Origin of the sequence: Nocardia sp. NPDC058480, from assembly GCF_042720495.1 — a bacterium.
Taxonomy (GTDB): Bacteria; Actinomycetota; Actinomycetes; order Mycobacteriales; family Mycobacteriaceae; genus Nocardia.
This window is the reverse complement of the sequence record NZ_JBHXMN010000002.1, coordinates 194044-215072: the sequence shown is the minus strand read 5'-3', so window position 1 is coordinate 215072 and position 21029 is coordinate 194044. Positions and strand designations below refer to the sequence as shown.

21 protein-coding genes and 2 pseudogenes are annotated in these 21029 nt (G+C 67.7%); 6 read left to right on the top strand and 17 right to left on the bottom strand.

What is annotated here, in order from left to right:
• Positions 1-122: 122 nt before the first annotated feature.
• The 3 genes from nrdR to ACFWO8_RS06395 form a co-directional block, all read right to left on the bottom strand.
• Positions 123-596: a transcriptional regulator NrdR gene (gene nrdR / locus ACFWO8_RS06405; RefSeq protein ID WP_378944515.1), complete on the bottom strand. Its 474-nt coding sequence runs from the start codon at positions 594-596 to the stop codon at positions 123-125.
• A gap of 57 nt (positions 597-653) precedes the next feature.
• Positions 654-1853: a hypothetical protein gene (locus tag ACFWO8_RS06400; RefSeq protein WP_378944510.1), complete on the bottom strand. Its 1200-nt coding sequence runs from the start codon at positions 1851-1853 to the stop codon at positions 654-656.
• 187 nt (positions 1854-2040) lie between these two features.
• Positions 2041-2727: a hypothetical protein gene (locus ACFWO8_RS06395; protein WP_378944507.1), complete on the bottom strand. Its 687-nt coding sequence runs from the start codon at positions 2725-2727 to the stop codon at positions 2041-2043.
• A gap of 307 nt (positions 2728-3034) precedes the next feature.
• Between ACFWO8_RS06395 and lexA the strand changes: the two genes are divergently transcribed.
• Complete coding sequence (gene lexA / locus ACFWO8_RS06390) at positions 3035-3673, top strand: transcriptional repressor LexA (protein ID WP_235569435.1); 639 nt, start codon at positions 3035-3037, stop codon at positions 3671-3673.
• A gap of 135 nt (positions 3674-3808) precedes the next feature.
• On the opposite strand, the gene ACFWO8_RS06385 is transcribed toward lexA, so the two are convergent.
• The 6 genes from ACFWO8_RS06385 to ACFWO8_RS06360 form a co-directional block, all read right to left on the bottom strand.
• Entirely contained in the window at positions 3809-4717 is a 909-nt protein-coding gene (locus ACFWO8_RS06385; protein WP_378944503.1) for a lysophospholipid acyltransferase family protein, read from the bottom strand.
• Positions 4718-4814: 97 nt separating this feature from the next.
• Positions 4815-6248 (bottom strand): GTPase HflX, encoded by a 1434-nt coding sequence (hflX, locus tag ACFWO8_RS06380; protein ID WP_378946178.1) that lies wholly within the window; start codon positions 6246-6248, stop codon positions 4815-4817.
• Between the two features lie 172 nt (positions 6249-6420).
• Entirely contained in the window at positions 6421-7302 is an 882-nt protein-coding gene (gene dapF / locus ACFWO8_RS06375; protein WP_378946174.1) for a diaminopimelate epimerase, read from the bottom strand.
• Between the two features lie 44 nt (positions 7303-7346).
• A complete protein-coding gene (locus ACFWO8_RS06370) occupies positions 7347-8183 on the bottom strand; it encodes a TrmH family RNA methyltransferase (RefSeq protein WP_378944500.1) in 837 nt (278 codons plus the stop codon).
• Positions 8180-9118, bottom strand: coding sequence for a tRNA (adenosine(37)-N6)-dimethylallyltransferase MiaA (miaA, locus tag ACFWO8_RS06365; protein ID WP_378944496.1), 939 nt, complete (start codon positions 9116-9118; stop codon positions 8180-8182). The genes ACFWO8_RS06370 and miaA overlap by 4 nt, the downstream gene beginning before the upstream one ends.
• On the bottom strand, positions 9115-9888 hold the full coding sequence (locus ACFWO8_RS06360; RefSeq protein ID WP_378944493.1) for a hypothetical protein: 774 nt from the start codon (positions 9886-9888) through the stop codon (positions 9115-9117). Before ACFWO8_RS06360 ends, miaA begins: the two co-directional genes overlap by 4 nt.
• 263 nt (positions 9889-10151) lie before the next feature.
• On the opposite strand from ACFWO8_RS06360, the gene ACFWO8_RS06355 reads away from it, so the two are divergent.
• Positions 10152-11531 (top strand): DUF349 domain-containing protein, encoded by a 1380-nt coding sequence (locus tag ACFWO8_RS06355; protein WP_378944488.1) that lies wholly within the window; start codon positions 10152-10154, stop codon positions 11529-11531.
• A gap of 57 nt (positions 11532-11588) precedes the next feature.
• Here ACFWO8_RS06355 and ACFWO8_RS06350 read toward each other — a convergent pair whose 3' ends face one another.
• Positions 11589-12167: a hypothetical protein gene (locus tag ACFWO8_RS06350; RefSeq protein ID WP_378946171.1), complete on the bottom strand. Its 579-nt coding sequence runs from the start codon at positions 12165-12167 to the stop codon at positions 11589-11591.
• A 110-nt stretch (positions 12168-12277) separates the two neighbouring features.
• Positions 12278-13840, bottom strand: coding sequence for a tRNA (N6-isopentenyl adenosine(37)-C2)-methylthiotransferase MiaB (gene miaB, locus ACFWO8_RS06345; RefSeq protein ID WP_378944483.1), 1563 nt, complete (start codon positions 13838-13840; stop codon positions 12278-12280).
• Positions 13841-14057: 217 nt separating this feature from the next.
• On the opposite strand from miaB, the gene ACFWO8_RS06340 reads away from it, so the two are divergent.
• The 4 genes from ACFWO8_RS06340 (at position 14058) to ACFWO8_RS06325 (ending at position 17307) form a co-directional block, all read left to right on the top strand.
• The gene (locus ACFWO8_RS06340; protein ID WP_378946168.1) at positions 14058-14786 is read left to right on the top strand and encodes an amino acid ABC transporter ATP-binding protein; all 729 of its coding nucleotides are present in this window, start codon (positions 14058-14060) and stop codon (positions 14784-14786) included.
• Positions 14787-14821: 35 nt separating this feature from the next.
• The gene (locus tag ACFWO8_RS06335) at positions 14822-15658 is read left to right on the top strand and encodes a glutamate ABC transporter substrate-binding protein (protein WP_378944479.1); all 837 of its coding nucleotides are present in this window, start codon (positions 14822-14824) and stop codon (positions 15656-15658) included.
• A gap of 90 nt (positions 15659-15748) precedes the next feature.
• Positions 15749-16420, top strand: a complete 672-nt coding sequence (locus ACFWO8_RS06330; RefSeq protein ID WP_378944475.1) for an amino acid ABC transporter permease — start codon at positions 15749-15751, stop codon at positions 16418-16420.
• Positions 16417-17307, top strand: a complete 891-nt coding sequence (locus tag ACFWO8_RS06325) for an amino acid ABC transporter permease (protein WP_378944471.1) — start codon at positions 16417-16419, stop codon at positions 17305-17307. The genes ACFWO8_RS06330 and ACFWO8_RS06325 overlap by 4 nt, the downstream gene beginning before the upstream one ends.
• Positions 17308-17363: 56 nt before the next feature.
• Here ACFWO8_RS06325 and ACFWO8_RS06320 read toward each other — a convergent pair whose 3' ends face one another.
• The 6 genes and pseudogenes from ACFWO8_RS06320 to ACFWO8_RS06295 form a co-directional block, all read right to left on the bottom strand.
• Entirely contained in the window at positions 17364-17549 is a 186-nt protein-coding gene (locus ACFWO8_RS06320) for a hypothetical protein (protein WP_378944468.1), read from the bottom strand.
• Positions 17550-17633: 84 nt separating this feature from the next.
• Positions 17634-17684: pseudogene (locus ACFWO8_RS06315) on the bottom strand (hypothetical protein); the annotation flags it as partial.
• A gap of 28 nt (positions 17685-17712) precedes the next feature.
• Positions 17713-17985 (bottom strand): annotated as a pseudogene (locus tag ACFWO8_RS06310) (oleate hydratase); the annotation flags it as partial.
• A 54-nt stretch (positions 17986-18039) separates the two neighbouring features.
• Positions 18040-18900: a 3-hydroxyacyl-CoA dehydrogenase gene (locus ACFWO8_RS06305; RefSeq protein WP_378944465.1), complete on the bottom strand. Its 861-nt coding sequence runs from the start codon at positions 18898-18900 to the stop codon at positions 18040-18042.
• Positions 18901-19072: 172 nt separating this feature from the next.
• Complete coding sequence (locus tag ACFWO8_RS06300) at positions 19073-20053, bottom strand: glycine betaine ABC transporter substrate-binding protein (RefSeq protein ID WP_378944462.1); 981 nt, start codon at positions 20051-20053, stop codon at positions 19073-19075.
• Positions 20050-20856: an ABC transporter permease gene (locus ACFWO8_RS06295; RefSeq protein WP_378944459.1), complete on the bottom strand. Its 807-nt coding sequence runs from the start codon at positions 20854-20856 to the stop codon at positions 20050-20052. Before ACFWO8_RS06295 ends, ACFWO8_RS06300 begins: the two co-directional genes overlap by 4 nt.
• Positions 20857-21029: the final 173 nt, after the last annotated feature.

Here is a 21029-nt window from a genome sequence, read left to right as displayed (position 1 = left end):
GGGCGTGGAGGATCAGCCACCGACGACTGATGGACCAAGCGCTGCGAGAGGTAGGCCGAGACAGCGGGGATGTCGCGAGGCGATGCCGGTGGACGGGCCCGGCGCTGAACCTGGGTCGTAGATCAGTCGGTCGCGGCGACCGCGGCCGCCGCGCGGGCCGCCCGCATCTCGGTGATCTCGCGTTCGAAATCAGCTGCGCTGGTGAAGGATCGGTACACCGAGGCGAAGCGTAGATACGCCACTTCGTCGAGGTCGCGCAGCGGGCCGAGGATGGCAAGACCGACCTCGTGGCTGGGTACCTCGGGAGAACCCTTGGCCCGCACCGCGTCTTCGACCTGCTGGGCGAGCAGGTTCAGTGCGTCGTCATCGACTTCCCGGCCCTGGCAGGCCCGGCGGACACCGACGATCACCTTCTCGCGGCTGAACGGCTCGGTCACGCCACTGCGCTTGACCACCGACAGAATCGCCGTTTCGACAGTGGTGAATCGGCGCGCACAGCTCGGGCAGGAACGACGGCGGCGGATCGCGGTGCCCTCCTCGACTTCCCGCGAGTCGACGACGCGCGAGTCGGGGTGTCGGCAATACGGGCAATGCATCCGAGGGTTCCTTCGTCGATGCGCATTTCTATTCCATGGCTCTTGACAGGATACCGGTCAGGATGGCACAACCTGCCACTGCGTGGTCAGGTCCGCGATGATGTCGGGCAGCCGGGCGAGCAGCCGACCCCGGTCGAGCTTGACGGCGAACGGTTCCCGATACACCGTCACCGCGTGCGCGGGGTCGGCGACGAGGTCGAGTTGGCGGGGCACCAGGTCGGCGATGAGGTAAGCCCAGCGGGCGTCGCGGTCGGCCCAGTTGAACGCGGGCAGCGGCATCCGCAGCCCCAGCGGGCTCCCCGCGGCGATCGGCGACCACACCGTCGCCGGTGCGTAGACGCCGGGTGCGCGGGTACCGGCCAGACCCGGCTTGCCCGCGACCGTGGTGACATAGGTGAGCACCCGGCCCATGCCGTCGCGACCAGTCGCGGTCGCGTCCCATTGGTCGGCGACGATGTGGTTCTGCTCCCGATCGGTCATGGCGACCAGCGCGTCGGCGCGGCCTGCCTCGGTGCCACCGTCGATCCCACGCCAGGCCGTGAGCATGCGGTCGTCGAGCAGACCGGCCGCGAACATCTCGTCGATGCCTGCCATCCCCTCGGCGAGGTAGGCCTCGTGCATCGGCACCAGGTCGGTGAAGATGTGTTTCTGCATGATCATCAGCCGCGTTTGGTACCAGGCCAGATCGGCGGGGGTCAACCGCGGGGCGAGAGTGGCCAGCGCGGTGATGTCGCGGGGCACCCCCGACAGGAGCTGCGGCGGGGTGGCACGCAGCAGGTCGGAGACGACGTTGCCGAGTTCGTGGATGCCGCCGACCGAGAGCACGGTGGAGACATCACCGATATCGAAGAACCCCGAGGCGAAGGAGCCGCCCGCGATGCCGGCGAGGCCTGCCCAGTAGAAGTCGGGGCGGGCGGCGGCGATGCGAAAGTAGTTCACATACACCTGGGTGAAGGTGGCCGTATTCTCCGCTACGCCGCGGTAGGGCGCCCAGGCATCGAGGTCGATGGCGGCGTTGTCGGTGGCTACGACGAGCCAATACTGGTGCAGCAGGGTCGAATAGCGTGCGGGATCGATACCGTCGGACCGTGCGTGCTCCAGCGCATCCCAGAGGAGGGGCTCGGCGGTCGGGAGTGCCGGGTGCAGGGCGCCTGCCTGCTCGCCGTCGCCGTTGAGGGCGGGCAGGTCGAGGTACTCGGCGTAGGCGGGGGCCGCGTGCGCGGCGGGTGCGAGTACCGCACCGAGGACCAGGCTCATGAGAAGAGCGATCGTGCAGCGGCGCACCGAAACCTCGCATCCGGGTTCGACCGGGGCCCCGCCCCGATTCAGGATGCCCGTCACCGTAGCAACGTGTTCTAGTTTCAGGGTGCGATTCGCCGATACCGACGATCTCGCTCACCGCCGGAAACGTTTCCGAAAACGTTTCCGCGCAGCTGTTTTCGACTCATCGCCCCGGCTCGAACCGCGCGCCGGACCCGAACTCCGCCTGCTCCGAGATTCCGGGGATCGTCGAGTCGACGTGGTCGACGAAACTGCCGGCGCGTACGTGCGCCAGTCCGAGAAAGGCCACGACGATCAGCGCGGTCACCAGCGCCGTCACGGCCAGCGCGGCGAACCCGACCTTGGCCTGTTCGACTCGGTGCAGCGGATGCAAGCCCTGCGCACGGCCGGCGCGCACGGGACCGCGGGCATACAGCGAGAGTTCGCTGCGCGGTGCGCGATGATGTGGGCCGCGATCCGCCGACGGGCGAGCGACCTCGCGGGTTCGGCGCGCGGGTTCGCTGCGGGGCACGGTGGCGAAGGCGAGATCGAGCTCGGCGTCGGTGAGTTCGATACGCCGAGCGCCGCGAACGATATCGGCGGCGGGCAGTCCGTCCGCCGGCGTACTCAACACGCCGGACCGGACGATACTGCGCGCGACATCCGCGGACGTCGTCGCGGGCGCGCGGGTCGAGGCAGCGCTCGCGGTCGGCGCTTCGACCGCCTGTTCTTCGACGCCTGCCGACTCCGGCATCGCCGGTCGGACCAAGGCGAAAGGCCGTGGAGCGCGGGCGGTCCGGCGTCGGCGGAGAATCGACTCCGAGACCGGGATGGGGTCTGAGGAACGCAGGGCGCTGGTTGCTGTGCTCATCGGAAGAACCTCCGGGGTGGTGTGCTCCGCTGCTGCGAGAAAGTACTGGTGAGGCGGCGATGCCTCCCGCTGTTCGAACACCTGTGCGACGAACTGATGTTCGATTTCTACCAGATTGCCGTGCCCCTGTCAGCACGAAACGCCCGACATGCTCGAACAGATGTTTGATTGTTCGGCGTGGCCCGACTAGCCTCGAGATGGCGAATTCGACAACTCAGAAGGGCGGGACACGGTGACCCACACAGACGACACGGGTGACGAAAGCGGCACCGGCACCGTCACATCGGGATCCGGGACGGATCTCACCGTGCGTCAGCGCACAGTCCTCGATGTCATCCGTTCCTCGGTGACCGAACGGGGCTATCCCCCCAGCATCCGCGAGATCGGCGACGCGGTCGGCCTCACCTCCACCTCCTCGGTGGCCCATCAACTGCGCGCCCTCGAACGCAAGGGCTATCTACGCCGCGACCCGAATCGACCGCGCGCGGTGAATGTCCGCGGGCTCGATGAGGCGGTCCGCTCGGTCACCACGCTGCCCCAGCAGACCGACGAGGTCGACCCGAGCCGCCCGACACCGACGTTCGTCCCGGTCCTGGGACGGATCGCCGCCGGTGGCCCGATCCTGGCCGAGCAGGCCGTGGAAGACGTTTTCCCGCTGCCGCGCGAACTCGTCGGCGAGGGTTCGCTGTTCCTGCTCAAGGTGGTCGGCCAGTCGATGATCGACGCGGCGATCTGCGACGGCGACTTCGTTGTGGTGCGTCAGCAGAATGTCGCCGAAGGTGGCGACATCGTCGCCGCGATGATCGACGGCGAGGCCACCGTGAAGACCTTCAAGCGCAGTGGCAAGGACGTGTGGCTGATGCCGCACAACCCGCATTTCGAGCCGATCCCCGGCAACGACGCGCAAATTCTGGGCAAGGTCGTCACCGTCATCCGCAAGGTCTAGCGGCGCGGTCATCTCCCAGATCAGCAACTCGGCGGCGGTCACGCGGTGGGGGTAGCGAGATCGGCGCCGCGGGCATTCCGCACACATGTGCGCGTCTGCACCGCGGCGCCGATCCAGCCGATCAGGCGGTTCCGGTCACCAGGGCAGTACGTTGCGCAGGCGGCCGACCATGGTGCGGCCGGTATCGCGTGCGCGCTCGTTGAACAGGAACTGCAGTTCTTCTTCGAGACCCTTGCGCACCACATCGCGCAGATCGGCGGCCGCACCGTCGAGGTCGTCGGCTTCCATCCACGGCGTGGGGTCGATGGGGGCACCCGCGGAGAAGTAGAACCGCTCCGGGCGGGGCAGTACCGTCGGGCCGACACCCTTGACCAGCGGCGGGTTCAGCTCGGGATTGATGCCGAGCAGACGGCAGGTCCAGCGCAGCGGAGCCATCACCGGATGCTGACCGTCGAAGACGATGTCGTAGGCGTCGTCGATGCCGATCATCGCCAGCGGCACGATGGGCACCCCCGCCTGAATCGCCATCCGCGCGAAACCCGTGCGGCCCTCCCACTTGAGCACGTACTTCTCGCCCTTGCGGCGGATCGCCTCGCGGCCACCACCGGGGAACACCACCACCGCTTCCCCGCGCTCGAGCAGCGCCAGGCAGTTCGAGCGGGTGCCACGGACAGCGCCGAAATGATGCAGGAAGTCCCGCACACCGGGCACCATCAGCACATGCTCGGCCAGGCCGCGCACCAGTCTGCCGCGCACCCGCAGGATCTCCGGCATGATCAGCGGTGCGTCGATCCCGCCGAGCAGATTGTGGTTGGCAACGATCAGCACCGGCCCTTCGGCCGGGATGTTCTCCAGACCGTAGAACTTCGGGCTGGTCCACAACCGCACCGGCGCGAACAGCGCTTCGAAGGCGCGCATGTCCCATTCACTCGGCGCCGGATGCAACGGCGCGCCATCCGACAAGACCGCGCCGGACCGAACAGGATCGCCCTCCGCGACCCTGTTCTCCTTCAGATTTTTCGTACCATCATGGTCGTTCGACATAACACCCTCCTGCAGTCGATATTCGACCATAGCGTCCGAAAATGCCTGTGTCGCATCGACATTTGTCCGCAACCGGCGGGCAAATCAGCGAAAAAGATCAGCTGAGCGCCGGCTCGGAAGGCCCGGAGTGGGCGTACTCGGACAGTGCCGCGGCCAAGGCGTGCGGCACACGCGCGCGAACCCGGGTGCCACCTTCCTCGTGGTCGGCGGTGACGATCCGGCCGTCGGCGTGGATGCGGGCGAGCAGATCGCCGCGGCTGTAGGGCAGCAGCACACTGATGTCGACATCGAGTCCGCCGAGCACCTCGGAGAGCCGCTCGCGCAACTCCTCCACACCCGCGCCGGTCTGCGCGGAGACGAAGGCCGCCTGCGGCAAGATGCCGCGCAACCGGGTGAGCTCGTTCGGATCGGCGGCATCGATCTTGTTGACCACCAGCAGTTCCGGCGGAGCGGGCGTGCCCTGCTCCCTGATCACGTCGGTGATCACCTCGCGCACCGCCCTGATCTGCTCGAGCGGCAGCGGGTCGGCGCCGTCGACGACATGCAGCAGCAGGTCGGCGCCGGTGACCTCCTCGAGCGTCGAGCGGAAGGCCTCGACCAGCTGGGTCGGCAGGTGGCGGACGAAGCCGACGGTGTCGGTGAACACCATCTCGCGGCCGTCGTCGAGCGCCGCCCGACGGGTGGTCGGGTCGAGGGTGGCGAACAGCGCGTCCTGCACGAGCAGGCCCGCACCGGTGAGCGAGTTCATCAGGCTGGACTTGCCCGCGTTGGTGTAACCGACGATCGCGATCGAGGGCACGCCGCTCTCGCTGCGGCGCGCGCGCATGGTGTCGCGCGCGGTCTTCATCTCACGGATCTCGCGGCGCAGTTTGGCCATCCGCTCCCGGATCCGGCGACGATCGGTTTCGATCTTGGTCTCACCCGGACCACGCAGACCGACGCCACCGCCGTTGCCGCCCGCCCGGCCACCGGCCTGACGCGACATCGACTCACCCCAGCCGCGCAGACGGGGCAGCATGTACTCCATCTGCGCCAGCGCGACCTGGGCCTTGCCCTCGCGGGAGGTGGCGTGCTGGGCGAAGATGTCGAGGATCAGCGCGGTGCGGTCGATGACCTTCACCTTCACGACCTTCTCCAGCGCGGTGAGCTGCGCGGGCGTGAGTTCACCATCGCAGATCACCGTGTCGGCGCCGGTGTCGAGAACGACGGTGCGCAGCTCCTCGGCCTTGCCGGAGCCGATGTAGGTGGCCGGGTCGGGCTTGTCGCGGCGCTGGATCAGCGCCTCGAGGACCTCCGAGCCCGCCGTCTCGGCGAGCGCGGCCAGCTCGACCATGCTCGCGTCGGCCTGGGCGACACTGCCGGTGGTCCAGACACCGACCAGCACGACGCGCTCGAGGCGCAGCTGACGGTATTCGACCTCGGTGATGTCGGTGAGTTCGGTGGACAGCCCGGCGACGCGGCGCAGCGAGGAGCGCTCGTCGAGCTGCATCTCGCCGACCGTCGGGTCGGCCGCCCAGCCGGGCTGTTTCATGCGGGCCGCGTGGCGGGCCAGCGCGTCATCGACGTCACCGCGATCGGCGGCCACGTCGGGATCGGCCGCGGTGGTGTGCTCGGCCGAGGTGGATTCTGTGGGTTCTACTGGTTTCGTCATACGTTCTCTATGCTGCCACGTCCAGGTGACAGCGTGCACGCGGTTATCGCCGCTACTGCGCGTCCCACCAGTCCTGCGACAGCGCGCCCGAGGCCAGCAGCACCGAGGGCCCGCGCAACCAGGCGCGTCCGTCGGCGATGCCGACGCGGACCTGCCCGCCGGGTACACGCACGGTGACCTCGCCGGATCCGGTGCCGATCGGCACCCCGGCGGCCGTCAGCGCGGCGGCGGCCGCGGCCACGGTTCCGGTTCCACAGGAACGGGTTTCGCCGACTCCGCGTTCGTAGACACGCATGTCGACGGCGTTGTCGGCATCGAGCGCGGTGAGTATTTCCACGTTCACGCCGTGTGGGAAAAGGTCAGGATCGAAGCCCGGCGACACGCTCAGATCGAGTTTGGCGAGCGCGTCGACGGTCAGGCCGTCGTCGACGCAGGCCAGGTGCGGATTGCCCACATCGATGCCGATTCCGCCCAGCGCCCAACCGGCCAAGGTGGCGGTGGAGGGGCCGAGTTCGCGAACGACACCCATGTCCACGGTGACCTCGCCGTCGGTCGACCCCGCGGCGTGCACGACGACCGGCCGGGCGCCCGCGCGGCTGCCGACGACGTACTCGGTGCGCTCTTCCAGCCCGGTGGCGTTGAGGTAGTGCGCGAAGACCCGCACCCCGTTGCCGCACATCTCGGCGATCGAACCGTCGCCGTTGCGGTAGTCCATGAACCAGTCGTCGGCGCCGACACCCTCGGGCAGTGCTTCCAGAACACCGGCCGCGCGCAGCGCACCGGCCTTCGCCACGCGCAGCACACCGTCGGCGCCGAGGCCGCGCTGCCGGTCGCACAGTGCGGCGACGCGGTCGACGGTCAGGTCGAGGCGCACCTCGAGGTCGGGCAGCACCACGAAATCGTTCTGGGTGCCATGGCCCTTGCTGAATTCGATGTCGGACACGTCCGTCATTCTCCTCTGCGCCGCAGTGGGGTGTACTACCGGGCGAACGTGCGCCGCTGCCTGGCGATCTCGTAGAGGCTGATCGCCCCCGCCGACGGCGCGCCGAGCGAGCTGGCGGTGCCGCCCATCGGGATGGTGACCAGGTCGTCGCAGGCGTCGGCCCAGGCCGAGCTCATGCCGGTGGTCTCGTTGCCGACGACCAGGATGGTGGCCTCGGTGAAGTCGTGGTCGTAGATGGTGCCCGGCGCGTCCTCGTCGGTGCCGACGATGCGGGTGGGGATGCCACGAGCCTGTTGGCGGTCACGGAATTCGAGCACCTGACCGGGGCCCGCCGCGCGCAGCACCGGCATCGCGAACAGCGAACCGGTCGAGGCGCGCACGGCCTGCGGGTCGAACTGGTCGGCGCCGTGGCCGGTGACGATCACCCCGGAGGCACCGAAAGCGTCCGCGGAGCGGATCAGCGTGCCGAGGTTGCCGGGCGAGTTCGGGCGATCGAACACGACCACGACCGGGGCGTCCTCCCCCGGTTCACCGGGTGTGTAGTCGGCCAGGTCGGGGTGCTGCGACACCGCGACCGCCACGATCTCCGGCGTGCTCGCCGCCTTCTCCCCCAGCTCGGCCATGAGTTCGGGGACCAGGCCGACCTGCGGCACGTCGGCGGTGGCGAGAATCTCGCGCGCCCAACTCGACAGCTCAGGGCCACCGAGCCGGTAGAGCAGCGTTTCCAGCGGCCAGTCGTTGGCCAGTGCCTGGGTGATCGGGCGCACGCCTTGCACGAGGAACCGGCCGTCACGATGACGTTTGGTCCGGTTGTTGAGGTAGGCCTGCCACACCTGCACCGAGGCGTTGCGGGTACTCACTCGTCGCGTCACTGCGCTGTCCGTCCTATCGGGTCGGTGTTCGATGCGGAGAGCAGGGCCAGCGCGGTCGCGGCGAGCTCGGGATCGGCGCCGTCGACCCAGGAGACCCTGGGGTCGCGGCGGAACCACGACCGCTGCCTGCGCACGTATCGGCGGGTGCCGATCAGGGTGCGCTCGCGCGCGTGGTCGAGATCGTATTCGTCGTCGAGGTAGGCCAGCACCTGGGCGTAGCCGATGGCGCGGCGGGCGGTCTGGCCCTCGCGCAGACCCGCGTCGAGCAGTCCGCGGACCTCGTCGACCAGACCCGCATCGAACATCAGGGCGGTGCGGGTCTCGATGCGGGCGTCGAGAGCGGCGGTCTCCCGGTCGACGCCGAGAATCGCGGTGTTCCAGCGCGGGGTGCCGATGGTCGGGGCCGATGCGGCGAACGGGCGGCCGGTCAGTTCCACGACCTCGAGCGCGCGCACCATGCGCCGGCCGTCGGTGGGCAGGATGGTGGCCGCGGCGACCGGGTCGGCCTGTCGCAGCGCCGCGTGCAGCGCCTGCACACCGCTGTTGTCCAGGAGCGCCTCCCAGCGAGCACGGACCTCGGGGTCGGTGGCCGGGAAATCCCACTCGTCGAGCAGCGCCTGCACATACATCATCGAGCCGCCGACGATGACCGGGGTTTTCCCGCGCGCCATGATGTCTTCGACGATCGCGCAGGCCGAGCTCTGGTAGGCGGCGACGGTCGCTGTCTCGGTGACATCGAGAACGTCGAGCAGATGGTGCGCGATACCGCGTCGCTGGTCGGGGGGCAGTTTCGCGGTGCCGACATCCATCCCGCGGTAGAGCTGCATCGCGTCGATGTTGACGATCTCGCCGCCGAGCTCGGTGGCGAGGTCGAGTGCGAGGTCGGACTTGCCGGTGGCGGTGGGGCCGACGACCGCGATCGGTCTGCTCGTCACTCGTCGATACCTTCCTGTCCACCCGGTTCCCACACGCTCACGTCGTAGCCGACGCCATAGGGTGCGCCTTGGTACAGCGTACGGACCTTCGGGTCTGCCGAATCCGGGGCGAACAGACCGCCGAGTACCTGGTAGGCGGCCCGGCCGTCGACGAGCAACGCCGCGCACAGTTCCGGCTCCAGCGCGGCCAATCCCGCCCGCGAACCCGTGCGCAAGGCGGTGTCGAGGTCGTCCTGAACCGCGTGGGCCCGCTCGTCGAGATAGCCCGGCGCCTTGACCGTCAAGGTCGCGGCACCATCCCCGACGACGAGCACCGCATACGGGTCCCGCTCGCTGTCCAGCTCGGCGCGGAGCGCGGCACCTGCCTCGGCACAAGCCGCGGCTGAGGCGTCGGCGGCGAACAGCCGAGCCCGTACCGAAATCCGCGGTGCGACCTGCTCCCGCAACCATCCGGCGATCAGTATCGGGAGGGGAAGCTGGGCGTCTGCTGGACCGGGCTCCTCGCCCACCGGACCGAGCCCGACTGAGACATCGGCACCGAACCCCGTGAACGTTCCCCGGGTCGCCGAACCGTAGATCCGGTCATGGCTGCCGACCCCGATGACGATCCACCGGTCGGCGGTCGCGGCGAGGGTGGCCGCGGCGTCCAGGGCGGCCGCGCGCAGCACCATGGTCGGATCGTCGGGATCGCTGCCGGACACCGGGACTCGCCCACACAGTTCGGGCACCAGCATCGGCGGCGACGGGACCAGGGCCGCTATCGAGAACACGCGGTAACCGTAGCCGCAGCGCGCGCGTGGGCACGCATCCGGCGCCGCGCGGGCGTGCGGCCGTCTGCGAGTGTCCGGCGTAGGGATGCTCGCCGAGATTGCTAGTGTTTTCAGGTGCGACTACCCACGTCGTCCGGGACGAAATCCCAGGAAATCCGCTATCCGATCCGCTGGATCGATGGTTTCCGTGGCTCGAACCGGGTTCAATGGGATGTGCTAGGGCGTAACCAGGCAGCCGTGACGCGCGGCAGGGACGGAGAGCAATGACCGACAGCAACGGAACCGCGAAGCCCACCCCAGGTCCGGCCCCGCGACCGTCCGGTACCCCCAAGCCCGGCGGGAATGCTCCGCGTCCGCCGAAACCGCATGCCGTGAAACCGGCGCCGGGCCCCGATCAACCGCATCCGCACGCCGTGATCGTGCCGAGCGCCACCGACCCGAGCAAGTGGGGTCGGGTCGACGAAGACGGCACCGCCTGGGTGCAGACCGCCGAGGGCGAACGGATCGTCGGCTCCTGGCAGGCGGGCGACGTCGCCGAGGGCCTGACCCACTTCGGCCGCCGCTTCGACGATCTCGCGACCGAGGTCGCGCTGCTCGAGGCCAGGCTGGCCGCGGGCGCGGATGCCCGCAAGACCAAGGCCGCCGCACTGGCACTGGCCGAGACGCTGCCGACCGCGGCCGTCATCGGCGACATCGACGGCCTCGCGGCCCGTCTGCAGGCCATCACCGAGCACTCAGAGGAAGCCGCCGCGCACGCCAAGGAGGAGAAGGACCGCGCCCGCCACGAGCACACCGAGCGCAAGGAAGCCCTCGCCGCCGAGGCCGAGCAGATCGCCGCCGATTCCACCCAGTGGAAGGCCGCGGGCGACCGGCTGCGCGAGATCCTCGACGAGTGGAAGTCGATCCGCGGTGTCGACCGCAAGGTCGACGACGCGCTGTGGAAGCGCTACTCCAAGGCCCGTGAGGCGTTCAACCGCCGTCGCGGCGCCCACTTCGCCGACCTCGACCGCGAACGCGCCACCGCCAAGACGCGCAAGGAAGAGCTGTGCGTGCGTGCCGAGGAACTGGCCGACTCCACCGACTGGACCGGCACCGCCGCGGTGTTCCGCGACCTGCTCTCGGAGTGGAAGGCCGCGGGCCGGGCACCGCGCGAGGCCGACGAGTCGCTGTGGCGGCGGTTCAAGAGCGCCCAGGACGTGTTCTTCGCCGCCCGCAACGCGGCGGTCTCCGAGCGCGATGCCGAATTCGACCACAACGCCACCGCCAAGCTGGAACTCCTGGCCGCCTACGAGCACATCGACCCGGCCAACGGCGTGGACGCCGCCCGCAACGCGCTGCGCGAGCTGCAGGACAAGTGGGACGCCATCGGCAAGGTCCCCCGCGAACGCATGCAGGAGCTGGAAGCCAAGCTGCGCGCCATCGAGAAGCGGGTCCGCGACGCCGCCGATCAGCAGTGGCGTCGCTCCGACCCCGAGGCGGTCGCGCGGGCCGCGCAGTTCCGTGAGCGGGTCGCGCAGTTCGAGGAGCAGGCCGCCAAGGCCACCGCGGCGGGCAAGAAGCGCGATGCGGAGAAGGCACTCGAGCAGGCCAAGCAGTGGCGCGAATGGGCCGAAGCCGCCGAGGGCGCCGTCAGCAATTTGTGAGTGGCAGAGAAAGAAACCCCCGACCGATTCGGTCGGGGGTTTTCTTGTCTCGCACGATTATTCGCCGGTGAGGCGCTTGCGGTCGCGATCCTCGGCTTCGCGCGCCGCGTTGCGACGCTGCTCTTCCGCGGCGAGCTGCACGGCGGTGCGACTCCAGACCACGCGAACCCAGTGGAAGGTGAGCACCATGATCGCGATGGTGCCCAGGATCAGGCCGATGCCGGGGCCCGCGCCCTCGTAGTTCCCGAGGCCGGGGGTCTGGCGGTGCCAGATCGAGAGCACGCCGAACACGCTGCCCACGGCCGAACCCGCGCAGGCGATCCAGGCCAGCACCCAGCGGCGGGTGGTCAGCGCCAGCAGCGAGAAGCCGACACCGAAGACGATGACCAGCCACACGAAGATCCGCGACGGCAGGCCGATGTGCTCGACGCCCGCGGCGTCGGTGGCGAGCAGCACGTCGAAGCCGCGCGCGGTGCCCGCGGTCGGCAAGACGAGGGAGATCAGCAGCGCGAAGACCGCACCCGCCACCACCAGCGCCCGCGCGCCGGGGTCGATCTCACCGGCGATGCGGCGCTCGACCGCGTCGAGCTCACCGCGGAATTGTTCGAAATCCTGGTCGTTGCGCGCCGGGTTCACCGCGTGTCCGCTCCTGTCCGCAGGCTGATCGTTGGCGGGTCCCACTGTGCCATCACCGGACGCACCGTTCGCATCCGACCCACTACGACCAGTAGTAGATTCGTCGTCGCTCACGACGCGCACCCCGTCGAACAGCCGCTCTCGACCGTCTCGACGACCGGTGCGCCGATGCGGGGCAGCCCGAGCCCGACGCCGATCGGCGCCGTTTTGGGCGTGATGCCACGTTCATGCGCGTCGCCGGCGGTGGTGCGCCGATGCGACTTCACCGCACTGTCGGCGATGAGGTGGTGCGGTGCCGCCTCGGTGATGTCGACGGTGACGATGTCGCCCGGACGGATACCGGTCACGTCACCGGGACGGAAGTGCACCAGCCTGCCGTCGCGCGCGCGGCCGCTCATCCGCGCGGTCACCGCGTTCTTCTTGCCGGCTCCGTCGGCGACGAGCAGTTCCACCTCGGTACCGATGAGCGCCTGGTTGTTCTCCCAGGAGACCTGGTCCTGCAGCGCGATCAGCCGTTCGAAGCGTTCCTGTACGACCTGCTTGGGCAGCTGATCGGGCAGTTCGGCGGCCGGGGTACCGGGCCGCTTGGAGTACTGGAAGGTATAGGCGCTGGTGAAGCGGGCCCGACGGACCACGTCGAGGGTCTCGAGGAAGTCCTCCTCGGTCTCACCGGGGAAGCCGACGATGATGTCGGTGGTGATCGACGCGTGCGGCATCGCGGCGCGCACCTTGTCGATGATGCCGAGGAAACGTTCCTTGCGGTAGGAGCGGCGCATCGCCTTGAGCACCCGGTCCGAACCCGATTGCAACGGCATGTGCAACTGCGGGCAGACATTCGGGGTGGCCGCCATCGCCTCGATGACGTCGTCGGTGAACTCCGCGGGATGCGGGGAGGTGAACCGCACGCGTTCGAGGCCATCGATCTGCCCGGTCGCGCGCAGCAGCTGCGCGAAAGCGCCCCGGTCGCGCGGCTGTTCGGGATCGACGAAGTTCACCCCGTAGGAATTGACGTTCTGCCCGAGCAAGGTCACTTCCAGCACGCCCTGGTCGACCAGTGCCTGTACCTCGGCGAGCACGTCACCGGGACGGCGGTCCACTTCCTTGCCGCGCAGCGAGGGCACGATGCAGAACGTGCAGGTGTTGTTGCAGCCCACCGAGATCGACACCCAGCCCGCGTAGGCCGACTCCCGCTTGGCGGGCAGCGTCGACGGGAACGCCTCGAGCGATTCGAGGATCTCCACCTGGGCTTCGTCATTGTGGCGGGCCCGCTCGAGCAGCACCGGCAGCGAGCCGATGTTGTGGGTGCCGAACACCACGTCGACCCACGGCGCCTTGCGCACCACGGTCTCGCGGTCCTTCTGCGCCAGGCAGCCACCGACGGCGATCTGCATGCCGGGGCGACCCTGTTTGACCGGCACCAGCTGACCGAGGGTGCCGTAGAGCTTGTTGTCGGCGTTCTCGCGTACCGCGCAGGTGTTGAACACCATCAGATCGGGCGTCTCCCCGGTGGCGGCCTTGGTATAGCCCGCGTCCTCGAGTAGCCCGGACAAGCGTTCGGAGTCGTGCACGTTCATCTGGCAGCCGAACGTGCGAACCTCATAGCTGCGTGTAGGCGCGCTCTCAGTCGCGTTCTGAACCGTCGAATCCACCTGCCCAGGGTACGGGCAGACCATACTGTGACGCACATCACGCCAACAATCGCCAGATAATACGCAAAGGTAACGGGCAGCCACCGGGTTACCAGCAGGTGTCGTCTCGGCGTGGCGTGACGGCATGTCGGCGAAAGCCGGGCATTTCTCCAGATACGACATAAGGTTTCTCACCATGACCGACGACGCCGCACCCGCGACCGGGAACGCCGACGCCGCAGCCGCAACCGCTGCGCCGCCGATGATCTCGATGCGCAGCGTGGACAAACACTTCGGTGAACTCCATGTCCTGCGCGATATCCACCTCGAAGTGCCCCGTGGGCAGGTCGTGATCGTCCTCGGCCCGTCAGGGTCGGGGAAATCGACCCTGTGCCGCACTATCAACCGCCTCGAACCGATCGACTCCGGCGACATCGCCATCGACGGCGTCGCACTGCCCGACGAGGGTAAAGCCCTCGCCGCCTTGCGCGCCGACGTGGGCATGGTGTTCCAGTCGTTCAACCTGTTCGCGCACAAGACGATCGTCGAGAACGTCATGCTGGCGCCGACGAAGGTACGCGGGAAGAAGAAAGACGAAGCCCGCAAGCACGCCATGGCCCTGCTCGAGCGGGTCGGCATCGCCAACCAGGCCGACAAGTACCCCGCCCAGCTCTCCGGCGGTCAGCAGCAGCGCGTCGCGATCGCCCGCTCGTTGGCGATGGACCCCAAGGTCATGCTGTTCGACGAACCGACCTCGGCACTCGACCCCGAAATGGTCAACGAGGTGCTCGACGTGATGGTCTCCCTCGCCAAGGAAGGGATGACCATGCTCGTGGTCACCCATGAGATGGGCTTCGCACGCCGGGCAGGCGACCGTGTGTTGTTCATGGCCGACGGCGAGATCGTCGAGGACACCGCGCCCGAAACATTCTTCACCGCACCGAAATCCGAACGCGCCAGGGACTTCCTCGGCAAGATTCTCAGTCACTGACTCGCAGCACCATTGTCACAAGGAGAAGGAAACTCATGAGGATCAATCGTGCGATGCGCGTCGGAATCGGCGCCGCAGCACTGGTATTGGCAGCCACTGTCACCGCTGCGTGTGGTGGCGGTGACGACAAGTCCGCCCTGGAAAACGCCAAGGACGGCAAGCTGACCATCGGCATCAAGTTCGACCAGCCGGGTCTCGGCCTGCGCAATACCGACGGCACCTACAGCGGTTTCGATGTCGACGTCGCCAAGTACGTCGCCGAGAAGCTCGGTGTGAAGCCGGAGAACGTCACCTTCAAGGAAGCGCCATCGGCGCAGCGCGAGACGCTGATCGAGAACGGCCAGGTCGACCTCGTCGTGGCCACCTACTCGATCAACGACAAGCGCAAGGAGAAGGTCGATTTCGGCGGCCCGTACTATATCGCGGGCCAGGACCTGCTGGTGCCCGCCGCCAACACCGACATCACCGGCCCCGATTCCCTCGCGGGCAAGAAGGTCTGCTCGGTGAAGGGTTCCACCCCGGCCCAGAACATCGAGAAGAACTACCCGCAGGCGCAGCTGCAGACCTACGACACCTACTCGCTGTGCATCGAGGCGATGCGTAGCGGTGCGATCGACGCGGTCACCACCGACAACGTGATCCTCGCCGGTTACGCGGCCCAGTCGCCGGGCACCTTCAAGCTGGTGAACAAGACCTTCACCACCGAGAAGTACGGCATCGGCCTGAAGAAGGGCGATTCGGAGCTGCGCGGCAAGGTCAACGACGCCATCCAGGCGATGATCGATGACGGTTCGTGGAAGGCCGCGCAGGAGAAGAACTTCGCGGGTACCGGTATCGCGGTTCCGGCGCCGCCGACCGTCGACCGCTACTGATCGACCATCGCATCGGTGGCCCGGGGATTCCCGGGTCACCGATGCGATGTTGTCCTGCTGGCCTTCACACCGATCGGAGGACGCGCGTCCGTGTTCGACCTGATCTCGAGGTATGACAACCAAATCCTCGATGCGTTCTGGGTAACAATCAAACTCACCTTCTTCTCGGCGATCGGTGCGCTCGTCATCGGTACCGTCGTCGCCGGCATGCGCGTGTCCCCGATTCCGGTCGCGCGCTGGGTCGGCGCGGCGTATGTGGCCGTTTTCCGCAACACCCCGCTCACCCTGATCATCGTGTTCACCTCGCTCGGCCTCTACACCACCCTCGGGTGGAAGATCGCCGGTGACGATCTACGCGAGAACAACTACCGCTGGGCGATCATCGGCCTGAGCGTCTACACCGCGGCCTTCGTCTGCGAATCGCTGCGCTCTGGCATCAACACCGTCGCGCTGGGCCAATCCGAAGCGGGCCGATCGCTCGGCTTCGGATTCGCCCAGAACTTGCGGTTGATCGTGCTGCCCCAAGCGTTTCGGGCCGTCATCGCACCGCTGGGCAGCGTGCTGATCGCACTGACCAAGAACTCCACGGTCGCCTCGGTCATCGGTGTCGCCGAGGCCGCGTACCTGATGGGCGCGATGAACGAGAACGAGGCCGCGGTCCTGGCCATCGGCGCGATCTTCGCGCTCGGCTTCGTCGTCCTCACCCTGCCGACCGGGCTGTTCTTCGGCTGGCTGGCCAAGCGATACGAGGTGGCACGATGAGCGGCGCTTCGGTTCTGTTCGACGCTCCCGGGCGTCGTGCCCGGCTACGGCACAACCTGTACTCGGTGCTGGTCGTCATCCTGGTCGTCGGCGCGGGCTGGTGGCTCTATGACGCCTTCGCCGACAAGGACCAGTTCACCGCGGCCAAGTGGAAGCCGTTCCTCGAAGCCGAGATCTGGGAGACCTACCTCCTGCCCGGCTTGGAAGGCACCCTCACCGCCGCGGTCATCTCGATCATCGGCTCGGTGTTCTTCGGCATGATCTTCGGGATCCTGCGCCTGTCCGACCACGCGTGGGTGCGCTGGGTCGCGGGCACGATCGTCGAGCTCGCCAGGGCGATCCCGGTGCTGATCTTGATGATCTTCCTGTTCGCGGTGTTCGGCGACTACAACCTGTTCCCCTCCGATCAGCTCGCACTGGCCGCGGTGGTCATCGCGCTGATCATCTACAACTCCGCGGTCATCGCCGAGATCGTGCGCGCCGGCATCAAGTCCCTGCCCAAGGGACAAACCGAAGCCGCCGTCGCGCTGGGGTTGCGCAAGAACCAGCTCATGCGGCTGATCCTGCTCCCGCAGGCCGTCACCGCGATGCTGCCCGCCCTGGTCTCGCAGATGGTGGTCGTGCTCAAGGACACCGCGCTGGGCTACCAGATCACCTATGTGGAGCTGGTGCGGTCCGGTCAGCAAGAAGGCGCGTCGATGCAGAACACGATCCCCGCGCTGATCGTCATCGCGCTGATCATGATCTCGCTCAACATGGCGCTGAGCTTCCTGGCGACCACCCTCGAAAAGCGGTTGCGGTCGCGGAAGAAGAGCGGTGGTGCGGTGCTGACCGCCGATTCGATCCTCACCGACGCCGCGCCGGGCGTCGACATCACCAAGAAGTAGTCGCACGGCAACAACGGGGCCTGATCCGAGTTGGATCGGGCCCCGTTGTTGTTTTCCTAGTCCTCGCCGATGAGGCCGAATTCGCGCAGCAGCGGCCCGATCTCGGTGTCGTCGAGCTTCTTCAGCAACCGAGTGCGAACGAACTCCGGTCCCGGCAGACTCATCTCCTCGCCGTCACGCAACCGGCTGGTCGCCGCCAGCAGCGACCGGATGTCATAGGTGGAGGCGAATACCTCGGGCACTCCCCGTTCGACATCGAGCAGCGTGTAGGCCGCCTCCATTCCGGTGCGCACCGAGTACTCGGTGGTGAAGATGCAGTCGCGGGTGGTCTCCGCGAACTGGCCGATGAAGCGGAATCCGCTCGTCGAGGGTGGTGACCGTGGCCGATTCCCATTTTGTCTGCGGGATGTGGCCGCCGAAGACGTCGGGGTGGCCGAACGCGGGGTCCTTGGCGGCGATGCGCTTCGGCTCCTTGATCCCGTCGAGCGCGCCGCCGGGTAGTTTCAGCCGCTCCAGGACGGTGATCTTGTCGGCCGCCAGCTGCCCATCCCTGATGAGGAACGCCGCGCCGGCGAGCGAGGCCAGCCCGGCCCCGACGAACCAGGCCGATTTGCCGTCCACGCCTTCGGGTTTGCGCGGCCGGGCGAACGCTTCGTAGTTGCCATTGCTGTAGTACATCCGACTCCTCTGTCCGATCCGGAAAGGTCGAGCGGGACGGTGCGATGTACGGAACTACGAGGTGTAGCGGTAGAACCCCTCTCCGGTGGAGGCGCCGAGCTTGCCCTTGTCGATGTAGTTCTCCTTGAGCCAGGCCGCGAGCTTCTTGTGGGCGTCACCACCATTCATCAGGATGTTGTACGGGGTGGTCAGGCCGACGATGTCGAGGATCTGGAACGGGCCCATGGGCGCCCCGGTGGCGATGCGCCAGGTCTCGTCCACCGCGGCGGGCTCGGCGTATCCGCCTGCGGCGAGCTCGATTCCGGAATTCAGAAACGGCACGAGCAACGAGTTGAGAACGTAACCCGCCTTCTCCTTGTGCAATTCGATCGGCACCATGCCGATGGCCTTCGCGAACTCGACCACCGCGCCGAACACCGCCGGATCGGTCTGCTCGGTGCCCATCACCTCGGCGGTGTTGAACTTCCAGACGTGGTTGGCGAAGTGCAGCGCCAGGAATCGGTCGGGCCGGCCGGTGTAGGCGACGATGTCGCTGGGCAGCAGCGTCGAGGAGTTCGTCGCGAACACGGTGCGTTCGGGCGCGAGCGCGCCGAGCTTGCCGTACAGGTCACGTTTGATCTCGAGTACCTCCGGGACCGCCTCGATGACGAGGTCTGCCTCGGCCGCCGCGGTGGCCAGGTCGGCGGTCAGGGTGATGCCCGCCGCGGTCGCTGTGGTGTTGCTGGCATCGGCGCCTGCCACGTCCTGCTGGTACACCGTGGCGAGGTCATCGAATCGGGTGCGCGCGGCGGTGAGTGCCGCGTCGTCGATGTCGTAGGCGGTGACGTCGAACCCGTGGAACGCGGTCTGGAAGGCGATCTGGGATCCGAGCACCCCTGTCCCGAGGACGGTCACCTTGCGGATTTCGATGGTCATGCGTCAGCCTCCCAGTCTGGACGCGAGCCCACCGCTGCGCGTCGCGGTTTCCGGTTGTCTCTACCGCCGTCCATCATCGCCCGAGAAGCTGAGTCAGTGGTGTGAGCGACCCACGCGTTCCCGACATCTCGGGCGAGAAACTGGTAACAGTTCGGCAAACCACCGCGGTGGATCAGCCCGCGGTGACGAGTCCCTCGGCAACCATCCAGTCACGGGCGACGTCGGCGGGTTCGCGGCCGTCGATGTCGACCTGACGGTTGAGTTCGGTGATCACCGCGTTGGTGAGCCGGGCCGAGATCGGGGCCATGACCCCGACGACCTGGGGGTGGGCATCGGCGAAGTCGCGGTGCATGACCAGCGACGCGTTGTACTTCGGGAAGAAGGCCCTGTCGTCTTCGAGGAGCACCAACTCGAGGGCGGGAATGCGGCCGTCGGTGGCGGCGACCGAGCCGAACCGGCACTGTTTCGCGTCGGCGGTGGCCTGGTAGACGAGCGCGTCCTGGACGATCTGACGTTGGGCCTTGCCGAGGTCGATCCCGTAGGCGCCGGCCAGGCCTGGATAGCCGTCCGGACGGACATTGAACTCGGTGCCGACACAGGTGGCCGCGGCACCGGGATCTTTCGCGATGAGGTTCGCGTAGTCCGACAGCGTGCGTACCCCGGTCTGCTCGGCGGTGCTCTTGCTCGTAACGAGGGCGTAGGTGTTGTTCATCGGCGCCATCGCCGCCCAGACCATGTCATGCTCGGCGAGGTCGGCCTCGCGCACCGCCTCGAACTGGGCCGCCTCGGTCGGAATCGGCTTCTCCTTGCCGAGGTAGTTGATCCAGCCGGTGCCGGTGTAGTCGTAGGCGATGTCGATCTGGCCGTTCAGTTGCGCGTCGCGCAGGCTGTTGGAGCCTTGGATATTGGTCAGGTCACGCACATTCGCACCCGCGGCCGTCAGCGCGAATTCGATCATGTAGCCCAGAATGTTGGCCTCGGTGAAATCCTTGGAACCCACCGTGACCGCGACACCGTCGAGTTCGGGCACGGGGCCGATGCTGCCGGGGCCGACCGGCAACGGCACCGAACCACCCGACTGCAGACCGCAACTCGCGAGCACCAGCACGCTCAGGACCGGGACGAGCCCGCGCAACAATCCGGTGAGCCTCACCGCAACCCCCTCGGCCCGAGGAACTGTTCGGCCAGCGCGCCGAGCCAGTCGACGAACAGTGCCAGCGCTACCGCGAGTACGGCGCCGAGCGTCAATGTCACGGTGTCGCGCAGTTTGTAGCCGGTGTCGATGAGAATGCCGAGCCCGCCCGCACTCACCATGAACGACAGCGTCGCGGTGCCGACGGCCAGCACCAGCGAGGTTCTCAGGCCCGCCAGGATGTAGGGCACCGCGAGCGGAAATTCGATGCGGCGCAACACGAGTCCGGCCGACATGCCCTGTCCCCTGCCCGCGTCGATCAGTGCCGGGTCGACCTGCTGGTAGCCCAAAATCGTATTGCGCAGGACCGGTAGCAGCGAACAGAACGCGATCGGCGCGACACCCACCCAGAACCCGGTGGTGCGGGTGACCAGGTAGCACAGCACGATCAGCCCGATCGCCGGCGCGGACGCCCCGATATTGGCGATGCCGACGAAGAACGGGGCGAGACGGCGGAATCGGTGTCGGGTGAGCAAGGTCCCGAGCGGCACGGCCACCACCACCACGATGAGCACCACCGCCGCCGTGATCAGCACATGCTGCCAGGTCACCTGCGCGACATTGCGCACGCTGATGCTGGCCTGCTGGATGACGGTGAGATCGCGCCGGAACGCCCAGACGAGCACCCCGACGGTGAGGATCAGCACGATCGCAGGTTGCACCAACAGGCGCCAGAACTCGGCGCGGCGCTGGATCGCGGGCGCTGCGGCGACGGGCACATCGGCGATCGACCGCGACCGGCCGGGAACAGTTTTCGTCACCATGATGTCCGCCCAGCCCGGGTCGTGGCACCGCTGAAACTTCGGGCGGTGGTCCTCGCGGGAAACGACAAGGCGAGCGAATGTGGTCGAACAGAAACAGTATTCGTCACTGTGTGCCCACACGAGGCGTAGCACTGCACGATCGTCGCCACGAATGCTGATCGAATTCGAGTCGG

What these genes read in the sequence shown, in the direction of transcription:
- miaB (WP_378944483.1), bottom strand. Translation starts at nt 13,840, where the DNA reads ATGGTCTGCCCGTACCCTGGGCAGGTGGATTCGACGGTTCAGAACGCG.
- ACFWO8_RS06335 (WP_378944479.1), top strand. Translation starts at nt 14,822, where the DNA reads ATGAGGATCAATCGTGCGATGCGCGTCGGAATCGGCGCCGCAGCACTG.
- ACFWO8_RS06400 (WP_378944510.1), bottom strand. Translation starts at nt 1,853, where the DNA reads ATGAGCCTGGTCCTCGGTGCGGTACTCGCACCCGCCGCGCACGCGGCC.
- ACFWO8_RS06325 (WP_378944471.1), top strand. Translation starts at nt 16,417, where the DNA reads ATGAGCGGCGCTTCGGTTCTGTTCGACGCTCCCGGGCGTCGTGCCCGG.
- ACFWO8_RS06385 (WP_378944503.1), bottom strand. Translation starts at nt 4,717, where the DNA reads ATGTCGAACGACCATGATGGTACGAAAAATCTGAAGGAGAACAGGGTC.
- ACFWO8_RS06340 (WP_378946168.1), top strand. Translation starts at nt 14,058, where the DNA reads ATGATCTCGATGCGCAGCGTGGACAAACACTTCGGTGAACTCCATGTC.
- ACFWO8_RS06295 (WP_378944459.1), bottom strand. Translation starts at nt 20,856, where the DNA reads ATGGTGACGAAAACTGTTCCCGGCCGGTCGCGGTCGATCGCCGATGTG.
- ACFWO8_RS06355 (WP_378944488.1), top strand. Translation starts at nt 10,152, where the DNA reads ATGACCGACAGCAACGGAACCGCGAAGCCCACCCCAGGTCCGGCCCCG.
- hflX (WP_378946178.1), bottom strand. Translation starts at nt 6,248, where the DNA reads ATGAAACAGCCCGGCTGGGCGGCCGACCCGACGGTCGGCGAGATGCAG.
- ACFWO8_RS06395 (WP_378944507.1), bottom strand. Translation starts at nt 2,727, where the DNA reads ATGAGCACAGCAACCAGCGCCCTGCGTTCCTCAGACCCCATCCCGGTC.
- ACFWO8_RS06305 (WP_378944465.1), bottom strand. Translation starts at nt 18,900, where the DNA reads ATGACCATCGAAATCCGCAAGGTGACCGTCCTCGGGACAGGGGTGCTC.
- nrdR (WP_378944515.1), bottom strand. Translation starts at nt 596, where the DNA reads ATGCATTGCCCGTATTGCCGACACCCCGACTCGCGCGTCGTCGACTCG.